The sequence below is a fragment of the Alicyclobacillus sp. CIJ1 genome (genome assembly GCF_057538885.1).
Genome location: NZ_BAAJPH010000124.1, coordinates 41,279 through 57,101, shown reverse-complemented (window position 1 = coordinate 57,101; position 15,823 = coordinate 41,279). Strand labels below are relative to the sequence as shown.

Here is a 15,823-nt window from a genome sequence, read left to right as displayed (position 1 = left end):
CCTGAGCCAGGATCAAACTCTCAATCCAAGTGCTTTATCCTGACCGTTCGGTCACAAGGACTTACGGGCTTGGTGGTCTCGTGTGTTTAGTTTTCAAGGAGCGATTCCCGCGCCACCGCGCGGATTTTCTGCCGCCTCGCGGGCGGCGAGAATGATACTATCACCGCCTCCCCCTCTATGTCAAGCGGGATCGGGTAAGGAAATTTTTAGACCATAAAAGGCATGGCAGGCGAAGGGCAGGGCCAGGCCGCCCCGGCCCGCACCTCGCGCCCACGGCGCTCAGTCGTCCTGCCGCTCGCGCATGAGTGGGAAGAGGAGGACATCGCGGATGGAGGGCTGGCCCGTCAGCAGCATCACCAGCCGGTCAATGCCGACGCCAAGCCCACCCGTGGGCGGCATGCCGTGTTCGAGCGCCGTCAAGAAGTCCTCGTCGAGCGCCTGCGCCTCCTCGTTGCCGGCTTCCTTCTCGCGGAGCTGCGCGAGGAAGCGCTCGCGCTGATCGATAGGGTCGTTCAGCTCGCTGAAGGCGTTGGCGTGCTCGCGGCCGACGATGAACAGCTCGAACCGGTCGGTGAAGCGGGGATCTTCGGCGTTCTTCTTGGCGAGCGGCGAGATCTCGACCGGGTGGCCGTAGACGAACGTCGGCTGAATGAGCTTGTCCTCGACGCGCTGCTCAAAGAATTCGTTCAGGATGTGGCCATACGTCATGTGCGGCTCAATCTTCACGCCGTGCTCCGCCGCCAGGCGCCGCGCCTCCTCGTCTGAGGTCACGCGGCGAAAGTCGACGCCCGTGTGCTCTTGGACGAGATCGGCGATGTGCGCGCGCTTGAAGGGCGACTCGAGGTCCACGACGTGATGGCCGTAGGGAATGTGCAGCTTGCCGATCACGGCCTTGGCCGCGTGGCGCACCATGTTCTCGGTGAGATCCATGATGTCGTGGAAGTCGGCGTACGCCTGATACAGCTCGAGCATGGTGAACTCGGGGTTGTGGCGCGTCGAGACGCCCTCGTTCCGATATACGCGGCCAATTTCGTAGACGCGCTCGAGGCCGCCGACGATGAGCCGCTTCAGGTGCAACTCAATAGCGATGCGCAGGTACAGGTCCATGTCGAGCGCGTTGTGGTGCGTGATGAACGGGCGCGCGTGGGCGCCGCTCGCCACGGTGTGGAGCGTCGGCGTCTCGACCTCGAGGAAGCCCTGGCCGTCCAGGAAGCGGCGGATCTCCTGGATGATGCGGGAGCGGGCGATGAAGATCTCGCGCACGTCCGGATTGACGATGAGATCGAGATACCGCTGGCGGTAGCGGGTCTCGACGTCCTTGAGCCCGTGCCACTTCTCGGGCAGGGGGCGAAGGGACTTGGTGAGAAACGTCACCTTCTCCGCGAGCACGGTGATCTCGCCGCGATTGGTGCGGAAGACGGTGCCCTCGACGCCGAGGATGTCGCCGAGATCGACGAGGTGCTGAAACACGTCGTACGCCTCGGGGCCGAGCACGTCGTACTTGGCGTAGATCTGGATGTTGCCGGTGACGTCGTTCAGCACGGCGAAGGTGGCCTTGCCGTGGCCGCGGCGGGCCACCATGCGTCCGGCGATGCGCACGCGAAGGTTCTCGCGCTCCAGTTCTTCTTGGCTCTTGCCCTCGCCGAAGCGATGGATGTCGGCCGCGTGGTGCGTGACCTCGTAGCGGCCGCCGAACGGATCGATGCCGCGCTCGCGCAGGGCGTTCATCTTCTCCAGGCGATGTTGAATCAGCTCTTGCTCTTCCAAACCGACACGCTCCTCAGGAAAGTTGACCGGAATGATGGGCCCGGCGTTTCTTGTATCATCATTGGACAAAACGGCGCAAGTTGCAAACCGAAGGCTCGCGGGACGCCCCCGCCCCGGCCAGTGCGCGGACAGTGGGCGATCTCGCCCGACCTCCGCCAGACATGCAAAGGGACGAGGCACAGAGCCTCGTCCGCACAACCGGATGCCAAAAGTCGGGCGCGCTGCCGCGGAATACGCTTACCGCTTGATCTCAAGGATTTTAAACTTGATGACGCCTGCGGGAACGTTCACTTCGACAATCGAGCCAATCTGCTTGCCGAGCAGCGCCTTGCCCACGGGCGACTCGTTCGAGATCTTATTCTCGGCGGGGTTGGCCTCCGCAGATCCCACGATGGTGTATTCCACTTCCTCGTCCAGGTCCAGATCCAACACCTTGACCGTCGATCCGATGCTGACGACGTTGGTGTCGACCTCGTCCTCGTTGATGACCCGCGCGTTGCGCAGCTGCTTCTCGAGGGTCATGATGCGGCCTTCGATAAACGCCTGCTCGTTCTTGGCGTCTTCATACTCAGAATTCTCACTAATATCTCCGTAGCTGATGGCAACCTTGATGCGCTCCGCGACCTCGCGCCGCTTGACGCTCTTCAGGAGTTCCAGCTCCTCCTCAAGCTTGCGCAGGCCCTCGGGCGTCAGCAACACTTCTTTATCTGCCATGGCTGTCTCTCCTTTGCTCCCAGTCGGTGCTTCAAGGCTCCCGGAATAGCGAGAAGCGTGCATGCCATCCCTGGCAGCACGCGCGCTGTGAGCCATTCAGGATACCATTGTCCGGAAAACGAAATCGTCACTCGCGGATCTATGCGCCATTATAGAGACGGCCCCACACATTGTCAACGTACCATCGCGCCCTGATCCAGCGACACGCGGAGACCATGCGGGTCCTTTTCGCTAGGTACCTTCGTGAAAGGCGCTCGCATGGACCGCAGGCTCATGATCCGCACCTGAATCGCCCGCCCGGGCCGCGGGCGCTGCGCCCGCATCCCACGCCGCATCCCACGCTTCGGCATCCTCACCCTTCGCGGGCCAGTCCCGGCCGCATAACTCATCCACGCCGACGGAGAGGGCGCTCGCGATGGCGCGCACGAGATGTTCCGTCGGCTGCCGCGTGCCTCGCTCGATGCCCCCGATGGTCGCGAGGCTCACGCCGAGGGCGCGGGCGAGATCGGCCTGGGTCATCTGCTTCAGCTTGCGAAAGGCGCGCAGCCGCCTACCAAAAGCGTCCAACCTCATGCACCTCGTCTTTCTGGCGAAGGCGCGCCGCGAGATCGGCCCACGTCTCGCCGCTCGGGGCGAGGCGGTCGGGGTTCAGATCCGCGAGCGGCACCATGACAAACGCCCGCTGCCACATGCGCGGGTGCGGCAGCGTGAGTTCCGGCTCGTCGAGCACAAGATCGTCGTACAGGAGCAGGTCGAGATCGAGCGTGCGCGGGCCGAAGCGAATCTCGCGCGTGCGCCCGGCCCTCGCCTCGATGGCGAGCAGCGCGCGCAGAAGCTCGTGCGGCGAAAGCCGCGTGCGCAGGTGGACGGCGAGGTTTAGGAAGTCGCCCTGATCCAGGTAGCCCACGGGCGCGGTCTCATACACCTGGGACACGCCCGCGATCTCGCCAAGCCCCTTGAGCCCCTCGATGCCGAAGCCGAGGTGAACGATGCGCCTGCCGACGTTCGATCCGGCCCCGATGTACGCGTCATGAAGCGAAGGATCCGCCATGCGCCAAAATCGCCTCCATCATCCGCACCACGCGTACCGAATCGCGCACGTCGTGGACGCGCACGATGTCCACGCCCGCCATGCACGCGTGCGCCACCACGGCGAGCGATCCGGCGAGCCGCTCGCCCACCGGCACGCCGCCGAGCGCGTGGCCGATGACCCGCTTGCGGCTTGCGCCGACGAGCACCGGATGGCCGAGCGCCTGAAAGCGGCCGATCTCGGCGAGGCAGGCGAGATCCTGCTCGCGCGTCTTGCCGAAGCCGATGCCGGGATCGACGAGGATGTCTCGCGCGGGCACGCCTTCCTCGAGGAGCCGCGCGAGTGGGCGGCGGAGTTCTTCCACCATGGCGGCCACGGGGAGCCCGGGTAGCACCTCGCGGCGCGTGTGCATGAGCACGTAGCGCAGGCCGTGATGGCGGACGACGGCGGGCATGTCCGGATCCCGCAGCATGGAGACATCGTTCACGATGGCGATGCCGTACTGCGCGGCGCGGCGCGCGGTCTCGGCGTGGTACGTGTCGATGGAGATGGGCACCTTAAGCCGCCCCGCAAGCCGCGCCAACACTGGCTCCAAGCGGCGCCACTCCTCGTCCGGCGAGAGCGGCGTGTGCCCGGGCCGCGTGCTCTCGGCGCCGATGTCTATGATGCCGGCGCCTTCCTCCTCCATCTCGAGCGCCCGCGCCACGGCCGCCTCCGGATCCAGATACCGGCCGCCGTCCGAGAACGAATCCGGCGTCACGTTCAGAATCCCCATGATCACTGTCACGGCGCGCCCACCCCTTGCCGTTCGATCTCGGCAATCATCTCGTCGAGCTCCTCTCGCCCGAACGTGTACACGTTGCCGCAGAAGTGGCACGTGAGTTCGGCCTGTCCCTGCTCGTCGCGGATAGCTCGGAGCTCCTTGGCGCCGAGGCTCAACAGCACGTCGCGCAAGCGGGGATAGCTGCACTTGCAGCGGAAGCGCACGTCCTGCATGGCTAAGATATGCGCGTCCGGGAAGAGCTTGAACAAAAGCACGTCCGCCGCAGGATGCTTCTCCAAAAAGCCCGTGACGCTCGGCACCTCCGCCAGGCGCTCTTCCACGTACGCGGCGTCCTCCTCCGTGTGCCCGGGCATGAGTTGAATCAGGAATCCCCCCGCCACGATGGGCACGTTGTCCGTGCCGACGAGCACGCCCGCGCCCACCGCGGACGGCGTCTGTTCGGACGTGGCAAAATAATAGGTGAAATCGTCTGCAATCTCGCCCGAGACGAGCTCGCTCGACGACGTATAGTACGATCTCAGTCCCGTATCCCGCACCACGTACAGGTGCCCCCGCCCGATGGCGCCGCCCACGTCCAGCTTGCCCTGGCTGTTCGGGGGCAGGTGCACGTGCGGGTTGCCCGGATAGCCGCGCACGTCGCCTGAGGGCAGCGCCTCCACCACCAGGTATCCAATCGGCCCGTCCCCTTCAATCTTGACCGTCATGGACTCGTGATTCTTGAGCAGCATCGCCATCATCGCGGCGATGGAGGCGGTGCGCCCAAGCGCCGCCGTGACCACCGGCCAAGTGTGGTGGCGCCTCGCAAGCTCGCGCACGAGCTCGGTGGTGTGGCAGGTGAGGACGCGCACGCGCCCCTCCCGCGCGATGGCGCGGATCACGCGGTCTTTCGTCATCTCCATTCCCCCTGCACGGCGGGCAGATGAGCCCGCCGCCTGGTCTCACGTCTCGCAGGTCGCGATGTGCACGTCGCGCGCAGTGGCGAGATCGATCTCATACGGTTCCACAGGGCGGCCCTCCGCATCCTCGATGACGCGCACCACCGGGTACTGCCGGTTGTGAGCCGACGGCACCACCACGACGCCCAGCGTCCCGTCCGACAGCCGCACCGACATGCCGAGCGGATACAAGGACACCGTGGCGAGAAACGCCTCCATGACGCGCTTTGGCAGCTTGCCCTGCGCCGTGTCGTTCTCCAGGATGGCGAGGGCGTCGTGCGGCAAAAACGCCCGGCGGTAGACGCGATTGGCCGTGAGCGCCTCGTAGACGTCCGCCACCATCGCCACCTGACTGAACAGGTGAATGTCCCTGCCCACCAAGCGGTCCGGGTAGCCGCTTCCGTCCAGCCGCTCGTGATGCTGAAGGGCGATCACGGCCGATCTCGCCGAGATATCGCCCTGCCTCATCAGGATATCGTACCCGATGCGCGCGTGCTGCTGAATGATGCGAAACTCCTCGTCTGTAAGTCGCCCCGGCTTCTGCAGAATCTTCCGATCCAACCGCAGCTTGCCGACGTCGTGCAGGAGGGTGCCAATGCCGAGATCGACAAGGTCGTGTCGGTTCAGGCCGAGCTTCAGCCCGAGCGTCACCGCGTAAAACATCACATTCACCGAGTGGTGGAAGAGTTCCCCGTCCTGCACGTACACGGTGCTCAGCTGATCCGCCGCGGCTCCCGTGGACCGGAGCTCGTCGATCACATCTTCCACCACCGGGGTGAACATCTTTCGAATTTGAAACGCCCGCACGTGCGGCGCAAATTGGGTGACCGCGAGTTCATGAAGCGTGTCGTATGTCATGCCGAACAGGCGGACCTTGGTGTCTTCCCTCACCACTTCCCGGACCACGATGTCCTCCGTGGCCTTGTCCTCAATGCAGACCGCCCGCACACCGAGTTCGATGAGTCGGCGAATCAAGTTGTCGGTCAAGACCACGCCTCTCGCCAGCAGGGTGCGGCCCCGCTTGTCCGGCACGCGTTGTGCCAAAATGGAATTCGGTTTGACGTACTGTGTGGCCACCCACCTCACGGGGCGCATCCCTCCGCATGTCCCTATCCCTGTTGAGCCGAACACCCTATCTTCATTCAAGGCGAAGTGGTCCAGATCCTGCTGCCCGCTCACACATTTCACCGCGGCGCAGCGTGAGAAAAGGCACGAAGGCCATTTGAGTGCTATCACTTTGCTAGCACAAAATGGGTCTGAAGACTCATGTGCGGCGCGCGAACGAAATGTATAACACGGGTAAACGCTCAGATAAGGGGGACGCACGTGAATCGCGCTCGCACCTGGACCTGTGTTGCTGTCGCCGCCCTGTCCGTAGGCCTCGCCACCGGCTGCGATCACCCGAGCGCACCGCCAGATCGATGGACCCTCTTCAACAAGTGGCTGTATTCTGTGGTGACGGGCCCCGGCCAGACCATCACGATTCAGGCGAATATCACGAACCCTTACCGAAAAGAACGGCTTCCGCTGCAAGGTGCAGAGCTGCATGCAAATGCGCTCCAACCCGTCGCGCCAGTACACATCCAGACGAGCGAAAGTCAAGTCGTATTCCAATATGCACTCCTTTGGAACGTCCGCGCTGCCGGCACGTACCAAGGGGATCCGGTCGGCGTCACCGTTCGTCTTGCGACGGGAAACCAGTCCTTTGTTCTCGGTAAAGCGTACACCCACGTCGTCGAGCACCCCGTCGATTGGCTCGCGCTCCCCTACTTGCCTGGCGGAGAAGCAGGACAGCCCGACTACCTGACGGGCCCGCACCATTTTGGCTTTCGATTTGCGAATCATTCGAACGTCCCGGTGCGCTTCATGGGTCTAGAAACAGCCGGAGGGTTTCAGTTTTCAAAGGTTGGCTATGTGATGAACAGCAAGGAAGTTCCGGGTGGCTATCCAAAGGATGCGAGACCGCTCACAAGCGCCGGCGTCGTGATCCCGCCACACGCTACCTGCAACGTGTATGCGGAGTTCAAACAACCGAGTGGGTACTTGAATGAGTTGATCCAGGTGGCAGCCGTGCTCGAGAGAGGCGGTATCCGCGGCGAGGAGATTGTGGGTACAGGGATGTACACGCTGAACTACTTCCTGAACGCAGATCCTTCCCCGTACTATCCCGCGCTCAACGTGACGAGCTGAGCGCAAGGCCGCGCTGAACCGAATGGCAGGCCACATGCCCCGACCGGCCGCAACGTGTCCTTTGTCGACCATGAGGCTCCGCGCCAAATCGGCGCGTTGTGCTACATCAAAAAGAACAGCGGGACGCCGCCACCTCCCTGGCACATCCCGCTTTCCATTTTCGTCTTAGGCCCTGTTCACCGATACCGCTCGAGGATCTCCTTGACTTCCTCGCCGTCGAGCGTCTCCTTCTCCAGGAGCCGCTCCGCCAGCGCATCGAGCGCCATGCGCTTCTCCGTCAGGATGCGCCGCGTGCGCTCGTGGCACGTCTCGACAATTTCCCGCATCTCCTGGTCGATCTCGTACGCCACCTGATCGCTGTAGTTCGGCTCGCCCTGGAGATCTCGCCCCAGGAAGATGGCCCCTCCCGCGCGGCTGCCGTACTGCAGCGGGCCGAGCCTGTCGCTCATGCCGTACTCCGTGATCATCTGCCGGGCGATGTTCGTGACCCGCTCGAGGTCGTTCGACGCGCCGGTCGAGATCTCGCCGAAGACAATCTCCTCCGCGACGCGCCCGCCGAGCGTCATGCAGATTTCATCGAGCATCTGCTGCTTCGTGATGAAGTACCGGTCCTCGTTCGGCAGGCTCAGCGTGTAGCCGCCGGCCATGCCGCGCGGGACGATGGTGACCTTGTGCACCGTGCGATCCGGCTGGATGAAGTAGCCCACCACCGCGTGGCCCGCCTCGTGATAAGCGACGAGCCTGCGCTCCTTCTCGCTCATCACGCGGCTGCGCTTCTCCGGCCCCGCCATGACGCGATCGATAGCCTCGTCGATATCCGCGTTGGTGATTTCCTTCTGCTTCTTGCGGGCCGCAAGCAGCGCCGCCTCGTTCAAGACGTTCTCGAGATCTGCGCCGGTGAAGCCCGGCGTCCGCTTCGCGATGATCTCGAGGTTCACATCGGGCGCGAGCGGCTTGTTCCGCGCGTGCACGCGCAGGATCTCCTCGCGCCCTTTCACGTCCGGTCGATTGACGACAATCTGCCGGTCAAACCGGCCCGGGCGCAACAGCGCCGGATCCAGGATGTCGGGGCGGTTGGTGGCGGCGATGATGACGATGCCCTCGTTCGAAGAGAAGCCGTCCATCTCCACGAGCAGCTGGTTCAGAGTCTGCTCGCGCTCGTCGTGTCCGCCGCCGAGCCCCGCGCCGCGGTGCCGTCCCACGGCGTCGATCTCGTCGATGAAGATGATGCAGGGCGAGTTTTTCTTCGCCTGATCGAACAAATCGCGCACGCGCGAAGCACCCACGCCGACGAACATCTCGACGAAGTCCGAACCGCTGATGCTGAAGAACGGCACGCCGGCTTCGCCCGCCACCGCGCGCGCGAGGAGCGTCTTACCGGTGCCGGGCGGGCCTACGAGCAGCACGCCCTTCGGGATGCGCGCGCCGAGCGCGGTGAAGCGCTTCGGATCTTTCAGAAATTCGACAATCTCCTCAAGCTCTGCCTTCTCCTCATCCGCCCCTGCGACGTCCGCGAACGTGACCTTTCGCTTGTCTTCCGTGTACATCCGGGCCCGGCTCTTGCCGAAGTTCATGACCCGGTTGCCGCCGCCCTGGGCCTGGTTGAACAGGATGAACATTAAGATGAAGAGGAAGGCAAACGGAACCACCTGCTCGAGGAGCGAGAGCCATACGCTTCCGCGGGGCTGCGGAATGACGTTGAACGACAGGTTATGGCTCTGCAAGAAGGGCTCGAGGTTGTTGTCGTACAGAGCCCGAGTCTCAAACTTTTCCCCGTTTTTGAGGGTCCCGTCGATGGTCGCGGTGAGGCCGTCGGGCGTGACCTGCAGCGTGCCCGTGACCTGGTTGTGCTCGACATATTGAATGAACTGGCTATATGGAATCGGCCCGCGAACCTGCTCAGGGCCGGTGAGGTATCTCAGTACGCCGATCAGCACGAACAGGATCAGCACGTACAGGACAACGCTCCGGTAAAAACGGTTCATGCCTTACCTCCTCTCGGTTACGGCGCGACTATTGTACCATACCGGGATAGGCGTTCCTAGCAAGAAAGACGCCCGCCAGGGAGACGCGCGTCAACCTGTCGCATAGATGTCAGACTTGAGGATGCCCACGTATGGCAGGTTTCGGTACCGCTCCGCGTAGTCGAGGCCGTAGCCGACGATGAACGCGTCCGGCACCGTGAAGCCGAAGTAGTCCGGCTGGATGTCGACCTTTCGCCCGCTCGGTTTGTCGAACAGGGAGACAATCTTTACGCTCGCCGCCTGGCGCCGAATCATCGTGTCGCGCAGGTACGCGAGCGTGAGGCCCGTGTCCACGATGTCCTCCACAATGATGACGTCGCGCCCCTCGACCGGGCGCTCGAGATCGTACAAAATGCGGACCGCGCCGGACGACTTGGTCGACTGGCCGTAGCTTGAAATCGCCATGAAGTCGATCTCGACCGGAACGTCGATCCGCTTGACGAGATCGCCCATGAACAGCGCCGCGCCCTTGAGGATGCAGATGAGAAGAGGCGTTTTGCCTGCGTAGTCTCGGCTCAGCGTCGCTCCCATCTCGGCCACTTTGGCCTGCAAGGTTTCCTCATCGAACAGGATACGCTCCAGATCAGGATGCATGAGTGCCTCCCCATGTCCGCTGTGAAATGTTCACCCACTGCCTCTACCGCTCGCCAAGCGCGCGCAGGCACGCCGCAGGCGGTCGCGCCCGAATGACGAACGCGGGTCCGCCGCGCCAAAGGTGCGCGCCGGATCGCATAATGCCGGGGATCCAGACGATGTCGCCGTCCACCCGAAGGAGCGGCCAGCGCGCACGCCACTCCCGCGGCAGCTTGGCGTCCGTGAAGACGTCCTGCAGTTTCTTGGTTCCGTGCCCGCCGAAGAGCGGCACCCGCTCCCTCGTCGGCACCCCGGTGACGATCTCGGCGCGGGACACGTCGGCAGGCAACAGGAGCCACCAGGGCGACGGCATGCGGGCGGACGCCGGATGCGCCACGCGCAGCCGCCGAAACCGCCAGCACGCCTCGCCTTCCCCGAGGCGGACCTCCGCCGCCGCAAGGAGATCCCACGCTACCTTGGCCTCCACCGCGGGACGAGCGATGGGCAGGTGACCTATGTACAGGTTATCGTAGGATCTGACGCACCGCACATCCACCGCGAGATGGACTTCGCCCGACGGGGGCCCCGAGAGGGCCAGGCGGCGAACCGCCTCGACGTGAGCCAACGTCCACTCGCGCGCGGAGAAACAATTCAATAGTATGTGAATCACCCTGCGTTGTAAAGAAACGTGAAGTTCGCCAAGGCGGCTGGCAGAAAAGGCGATTTGGCCGTCGGCGCTGCGCACCGCAACGCGCCGCACAGCCTCGCGCGCCATCTCGCGCATGAACGCGTCCTCCGCCCACAAGAGCTCGAGCGCCTGCAGAACCTTCTCTTCCGCGCGCGGTTCGACGGCGCGGAGCGCCGGGATCACCACCTGACGGACGCGGTTGCGAAAAAACCGGGGGTCTTCGTTCGTCTCATCCTCCACGTGCGGCACCCCATGCAGAGCCGCGTACCGCTCAATCTCGCGCTTCTCCACCGCGAGGAGCGGCCTCAGCACCCGCACGCCGTTCATCTCCGCCTCCGGGCGCATGGCGCCAAGCCCCCCCGGGCCCGCGCCGCGCAACAGGCGCATGACGAAAGTCTCCAGCTCGTCCTGCGCGTGATGCGCCACGAGGATGACACCGCCTTTCGCCCGCGCGCATTCGGCGAGCGCCTCATACCGCGCGCGCCGAGCCGCCGCCTCCACCCCTTCTCCGCGCGCATCCTCGACCGTCACGCGGACCATTTCGCACGCAATGCCGCGATCTCGGCAATATCGCTCGACGAAGGCGGCGTCGGCATCCGCCGCTTCGCGCAGACCGTGGTGCACGTGGACCACGGAAAAACCGCCCAGGGCGCACGGCGCCTCCTCTGCGGCGCGCTGACACAGGTGCAGGAGCACCATCGAGTCCACGCCGCCGGATACGCCTAACACCGCGTGGGCGGTCTCGAGCCGATGCTGTTGGAAGAAGGAAATCACGTGCGTGAGAAGATGGCGCGCTCGTTCCAAAGGATGTTCCCGCCGTTTCCGATGTCGGCCGCCCGGAGCGCCTCGTCCGGCGCGCGGGCGTGCCCTGTCTGCCTTCATTGTAGCAAAGCGAAGCCGCCGGTCGAAGCCGTGCAAGGGGTCAGAAGATCCGGAGATAGAGTGCCCAGGCGCAGGCCGTGGTGAGCACGGCGCTCGCGATGCTCGCCCACATGAACGCGGCCGTCCAGTCGTGCCCGCCCCCTTGTTTCACTTTCTCCTTCACGCGCACCTCCGCGATGGCGGCGCGAAGCGCCTCGGCGTCCCGGATCTCCCGGCGCAGCACGCGATGCCACACGGGTCGCCACGCGCCGTCCACCTGATCCGCCACCGCGCGCAGGAGCCATTCCCTCCGCTTCTCCGGCGGCAGATGGTACAAGTTCGCGGGCGACGGCACCTCGAGCGATACGGCCATGAGCGCCAAGGCGATGACGTCGTACGCCGCGCTCGCGCGCCTGTCGCATAGCCCGAAGAAGGCGCCGTCGGTTGTCGGCGTGAACTGGCGGACGGCTTTGCCAAACGGCGTCACCCCGCCGGGATCGACGAAGCGCACCTCACCACTGGCCTCCTGGACAAGCACGTTCTGCGGCTTGACGTCGCAGAACGCGTGGCCGGTGGCGTGCAGCTTGGCGAGCCCTTCGACGATGCGGATCATGACCTGCTTGCGCATGGCGGGCGCAAGCGCCGGCCAGACCTTGTCGAGCGGCTTGCCGGAAATGCGCTCCATGACGTAGAAGAAGCGGGCGCCGGCGCGATTGGAGTCGTCGATCTGCTGCGGCGCGGGAAACGGCGATCCCGGCCCTCGCACGAGGTTCAAGAGCGACCACTCGAACGCCACCTGGCCCGCTGTCTCGCACACCTTCATGGCGCCTTTGAGCCCGTCGTCCCGCTCCACCGCGTAGACCACCCCGTTCGCGCCCGTGCCGAGCACGCCGCGGATCCGCCAGCGCCGATGGGTCCACTTGCCCACCACCCACGTGCCGGGCGCGAGCGGGCGGGAATGGGTCATCCGAACTCACGCCGCGGCGCGTCCTCGTCCACGTTGCGCGCGTAGGAGAGGAGAAGATCGGCGGCGTGATCGATGGCGGGGCCGGTCGGCGTGCCGCCGCGCGCCACGAGCTCCGCCTCGAGCGCCGCGACGTTCACCTCGGAAGAGAACGGCTGCACGAGCCGCGTCGCCTCCTCGCCCTTGCCGGGGAACGCGATGACGCTCACCGCCAGGGGGCCAGACCGCACTTTGAGCGACAGGGCGAGATCGCGCACCGCCTCGCGCACGGTCGGGATCTTGTCGCGCATGCTCGCGCTCGTGTCGAGGCAGACGACGAGATGCAGCGCCACCTCGTCCTCGAGCTTTTCCACCACCTGCATGACGCGGGCGCGATCGGCGGGCGGCAAATCCTCCGTCGACTTGCCCATGACGGCGAGGAGTTCCTGGTTGACCACCTGCTGAAGCGTCATCTGCATGGTCTGATGCGTCATCATCTGCGCGGTGGCCGAGATGTCCGCAGGCTGCACGATGCGGCACATGCCCCCGCCCGCGTCCGCGATGGAGTGCGCCTCTTGATAGCCCTGCTCGCCCGCGTCGCCGCGCCCCACGATGCCGATGACGTTGACGACGATGCCGTGCCGGTGCGCCCTGCGCGCGGCTTCGACGGGATCGGGCCCGATGTTGGAACAGCCGTCGGTGATGACGAGGATCTGCCGGATGGTCGCTTCCCTAGTCAAAACAATCCACCTCCGCGAAACTTGCTAGTCGCCAGTATCGCCGAGGTGGAACCGTTTCATTCCCAAAAGCTTGATAGAATCCGTTGCAGGCTGCGCTCAAGCCATGCGGCGCTTGCGCTCAGCGGACCGGAGACTCGGCACGTTCGGCAGCCGGATGGCCGCCCACTGCTCCTGATACCGCTCGATCACGGCCGCCACCGCGGTCATGTCGTCGCGCACCTTGCCGTGCGAAGCCTCGACGGCCATCTCCACGAGCTCGTCCACGAGGGTCTGCGGATCTGTCGAGCGGATCTGGGCGAGCGCCGTCTGCACCCAGTCGTCCGTGTCCGCGCCTTCCGGTGCCGCGTCGTAGATGCCGTCCGAGACGAGGATGAGCACGTCGCCCGGCAGGAGCTGGACTTCGATGGTCTGCACCTCAATCTCCTCGAGGATGCCGATGGGTACGCTGTTGCCGGTGACCTTGATGACCTCCTGCCCTCGCTTGATGTAGCTCGGCGCGGAGCCAACCTTCAGAAACTCGCACTTGGCGTGGAACAGGTCGATCACGGCCATGTCGAGCGTGGTGAACATTTCCTCGCGCGAGCGCAGCACGAGCGCGGAGTTGATGGTCCGCACGGCGAGCTTTTCGTCGAATCCGGCCTTCATGAGCCGCTTCAGGAGGTCGATGGCCGACTTCGACTCCTGCTTCGCGCGCTCGCCATTGCCCATGCCGTCCGAGATGGCGAGGGCATAGCGGCCGTTGCCGAGATCGACCGCGGTATGCGTGTCGCCCGAGACGGGGCGGCCGTCCTTCGCGATGGCCATGGCCGCGGCATGCACCTGATACTGGCGCGCCGAGGCGAAGGTTGCCGTGCAGGGACCGCCGTGCGGCGGCACGGAGAGCTTGGCGACCGTGATGTGTTCGCCGAGGATGCCCGACAGAAGGGGCGCAATCATGCGCGCGGACGTCTCGTGCGCGCTCTCGGACGGCTGCACCACCTCAATTTCCACGCGGCCCGGCTCGAGGCTTACGATGCGGACGTCGTCCACGTAGAGCCCGAGTTCCTCAAGCGCGCTCACAATCTTCTCGCGATCCGACAGGAGCGTCTTCTGCTCCATCTCGAGCTCCTTCGCGATGGCCCGGACGACATCCGCCACCCCCGCCAGCTGATGCGCCACGAGCTTTCGCTCTTCCATCATCTTTTTCAGCCACTTGTAGTCCCGGTGCGTGAGATCGAGGTTGTAGCGCAGCGTGCTCATCATGGGATCGAGGCGAATGCAGCGATCCCTGAGTTCCGGCGTGGGCGCGGCGCGGCGTCCGTTCGCGGACTCAATCTGCGCGAGTGTGTGCTTCATGGCGTTGTAGGTCTGGAGCATCTCGCGCCCCCAGCAGAGGGTCTGGCGCGGGCAGAGCGAGCAGACGCTGTCGCGGGTCTTCTGGATGGTCTGCGTGACGAGATCGCGCATCAAGAGGTAGTCGTTGCCGCTCACGTCGGAGAAGGTGTCGGCGAGCTCCTCGAAGATCTGGCTAACCTCGTGGATTTTCTCGGTCATGAGCGCGTGCACCCGCTCGGCGCGCGTGCGCTCGTCGGCGGAATGTTCAGGCGTCCCGGGCACGAAGGAGCGAAGCTCGGCAAAGAGACTCCGGGGCGTCAGGAGGTACAGCACCGACGCGGCGCCGGCGGCGGACATCTGCACGAGGAGGGGCGCATAGGCGTGCGCGTAGGCGAGCGTGAGCACGCCGACGCCGGCCACGAACGTGGCGGCCACGGCAAACCGGTTGGCGTCGCGCATCAGGCCGCAGATGAGCGCGATGAAGCCGAGCACCCCCACCTCCATGAGCGACGCCTGGTGGCTCAAGAGCGACAGCATGCTGATGGCGACGGCGCCGGCCACGGCGGGCCCAATCCCGGTAGCAGAGAGCACGAGCACCATCCAGTCGATGGCCAAGAGCGCGAGCGGAACGCCGTGGATGACGAGCCCGTCGAAGCCCATGATGACGGAGGCGATGAGGATGACGACGCTCATCACCTGCTCGTAGCGCAGCGTGCGCGTGAGCTCCTGCCCGAGGAAGAGGTGAATGCACTGCAGGAAGATGAGCGCTAAGATGGTGACCAGGGCGCCCTGGCTGAAGGCGAGCAGCGCCTCGGCGAACGTGAGGCTTGTCCCGAACGTGGCGAGGTGAACGGCGAAGCCCACGGCGCCGGCGAGAATAGGCGCCCAGATGATGTCCGCCGTCTTGCGGCGGAAGATGATCCGGTGCACGAGTTTGTACAGCACGATGGCCGCGGCGAGTTCCAGTCCTCTGTCGATGCCCTCGGTGAACGCGCCGAGGATGCCGGCGTATGCGGGCCACGCGCGGCGCTCGCCCGCCAGCGCCATGACGACGGCGTAATAGGCGAGGGCAAACGGCGCCACGGCGTGATCGATGGAGGCGCGACCGAGGAGGAACGCGAGCGCGCCGATGAGCAGGGCGCGGCGCCACGCCCGAAGGGTCCAGCGAGAAGCAGGTTTGGAGCGCGCCGCCCGATTCGGCTCAGCAAGATGAGGTTTCGGCCCGCTCCGTGTTCGCTTTCCGACCATACATCCGTCCCC

At 64.9% G+C, this 15,823-nt stretch carries 14 protein-coding genes; 1 reads left to right on the top strand and 13 read right to left on the bottom strand.

From position 1 onward, the window contains the following. Positions 1-279 precede the first annotated feature (279 nt). The 7 genes from lysS to AC27E8_RS11325 form a co-directional block, all read right to left on the bottom strand. On the bottom strand, positions 280-1,767 hold the full coding sequence (gene lysS / locus AC27E8_RS11355) for a lysine--tRNA ligase (protein ID WP_487097192.1): 1,488 nt from the start codon (positions 1,765-1,767) through the stop codon (positions 280-282). A gap of 237 nt (positions 1,768-2,004) precedes the next feature. Further along, positions 2,005-2,481 carry a transcription elongation factor GreA gene (greA, locus tag AC27E8_RS11350; RefSeq protein ID WP_012809648.1) on the bottom strand — a complete coding sequence of 159 codons (477 nt, stop codon included), beginning with the start codon at positions 2,479-2,481 and terminating at the stop codon, positions 2,005-2,007. A gap of 231 nt (positions 2,482-2,712) precedes the next feature. Next, entirely contained in the window at positions 2,713-3,054 is a 342-nt protein-coding gene (locus tag AC27E8_RS11345) for a helix-turn-helix domain-containing protein (protein WP_487097190.1), read from the bottom strand. After that, positions 3,032-3,532, bottom strand: a complete 501-nt coding sequence (gene folK / locus AC27E8_RS11340; RefSeq protein ID WP_487097188.1) for a 2-amino-4-hydroxy-6-hydroxymethyldihydropteridine diphosphokinase — start codon at positions 3,530-3,532, stop codon at positions 3,032-3,034. Before folK ends, AC27E8_RS11345 begins: the two co-directional genes overlap by 23 nt. After that, positions 3,510-4,298 carry a dihydropteroate synthase gene (gene folP / locus AC27E8_RS11335; protein ID WP_487097186.1) on the bottom strand — a complete coding sequence of 263 codons (789 nt, stop codon included), beginning with the start codon at positions 4,296-4,298 and terminating at the stop codon, positions 3,510-3,512. Before folP ends, folK begins: the two co-directional genes overlap by 23 nt. Beyond that, positions 4,295-5,188, bottom strand: coding sequence for an Hsp33 family molecular chaperone HslO (gene hslO / locus AC27E8_RS11330; RefSeq protein ID WP_487097184.1), 894 nt, complete (start codon positions 5,186-5,188; stop codon positions 4,295-4,297). Before hslO ends, folP begins: the two co-directional genes overlap by 4 nt. A gap of 45 nt (positions 5,189-5,233) precedes the next feature. Beyond that, the gene (locus tag AC27E8_RS11325) at positions 5,234-6,325 is read right to left on the bottom strand and encodes an HD-GYP domain-containing protein (protein WP_487097182.1); all 1,092 of its coding nucleotides are present in this window, start codon (positions 6,323-6,325) and stop codon (positions 5,234-5,236) included. Between the two features lie 231 nt (positions 6,326-6,556). Here AC27E8_RS11325 and AC27E8_RS11320 point away from each other — a divergent pair, with 231 nt between their 5' ends. Beyond that, entirely contained in the window at positions 6,557-7,420 is an 864-nt protein-coding gene (locus tag AC27E8_RS11320) for a hypothetical protein (protein ID WP_487097180.1), read from the top strand. A gap of 176 nt (positions 7,421-7,596) precedes the next feature. On the opposite strand, the gene ftsH is transcribed toward AC27E8_RS11320, so the two are convergent. The 6 genes from ftsH to spoIIE all read right to left on the bottom strand — a co-directional run bounded on the left by ftsH (position 7,597) and on the right by spoIIE (position 15,811). Continuing rightward, positions 7,597-9,405: an ATP-dependent zinc metalloprotease FtsH gene (gene ftsH / locus AC27E8_RS11315; protein WP_014463151.1), complete on the bottom strand. Its 1,809-nt coding sequence runs from the start codon at positions 9,403-9,405 to the stop codon at positions 7,597-7,599. 90 nt (positions 9,406-9,495) lie between these two features. Next, positions 9,496-10,038, bottom strand: a complete 543-nt coding sequence (hpt, locus tag AC27E8_RS11310) for a hypoxanthine phosphoribosyltransferase (protein ID WP_008340702.1) — start codon at positions 10,036-10,038, stop codon at positions 9,496-9,498. Positions 10,039-10,081: 43 nt separating this feature from the next. After that, positions 10,082-11,509 (bottom strand): tRNA lysidine(34) synthetase TilS, encoded by a 1,428-nt coding sequence (gene tilS / locus AC27E8_RS11305; protein ID WP_487097177.1) that lies wholly within the window; start codon positions 11,507-11,509, stop codon positions 10,082-10,084. Positions 11,510-11,627: 118 nt separating this feature from the next. Beyond that, complete coding sequence (locus AC27E8_RS11300) at positions 11,628-12,533, bottom strand: protein kinase domain-containing protein (RefSeq protein WP_487097175.1); 906 nt, start codon at positions 12,531-12,533, stop codon at positions 11,628-11,630. Then, the gene (locus tag AC27E8_RS11295) at positions 12,530-13,249 is read right to left on the bottom strand and encodes a VWA domain-containing protein (RefSeq protein WP_487097174.1); all 720 of its coding nucleotides are present in this window, start codon (positions 13,247-13,249) and stop codon (positions 12,530-12,532) included. The genes AC27E8_RS11300 and AC27E8_RS11295 overlap by 4 nt, the downstream gene beginning before the upstream one ends. Positions 13,250-13,345: 96 nt before the next feature. Then, entirely contained in the window at positions 13,346-15,811 is a 2,466-nt protein-coding gene (spoIIE, locus tag AC27E8_RS11290; RefSeq protein WP_487097172.1) for a stage II sporulation protein E, read from the bottom strand. Between the last annotated feature and the right edge of the window lie 12 nt (positions 15,812-15,823).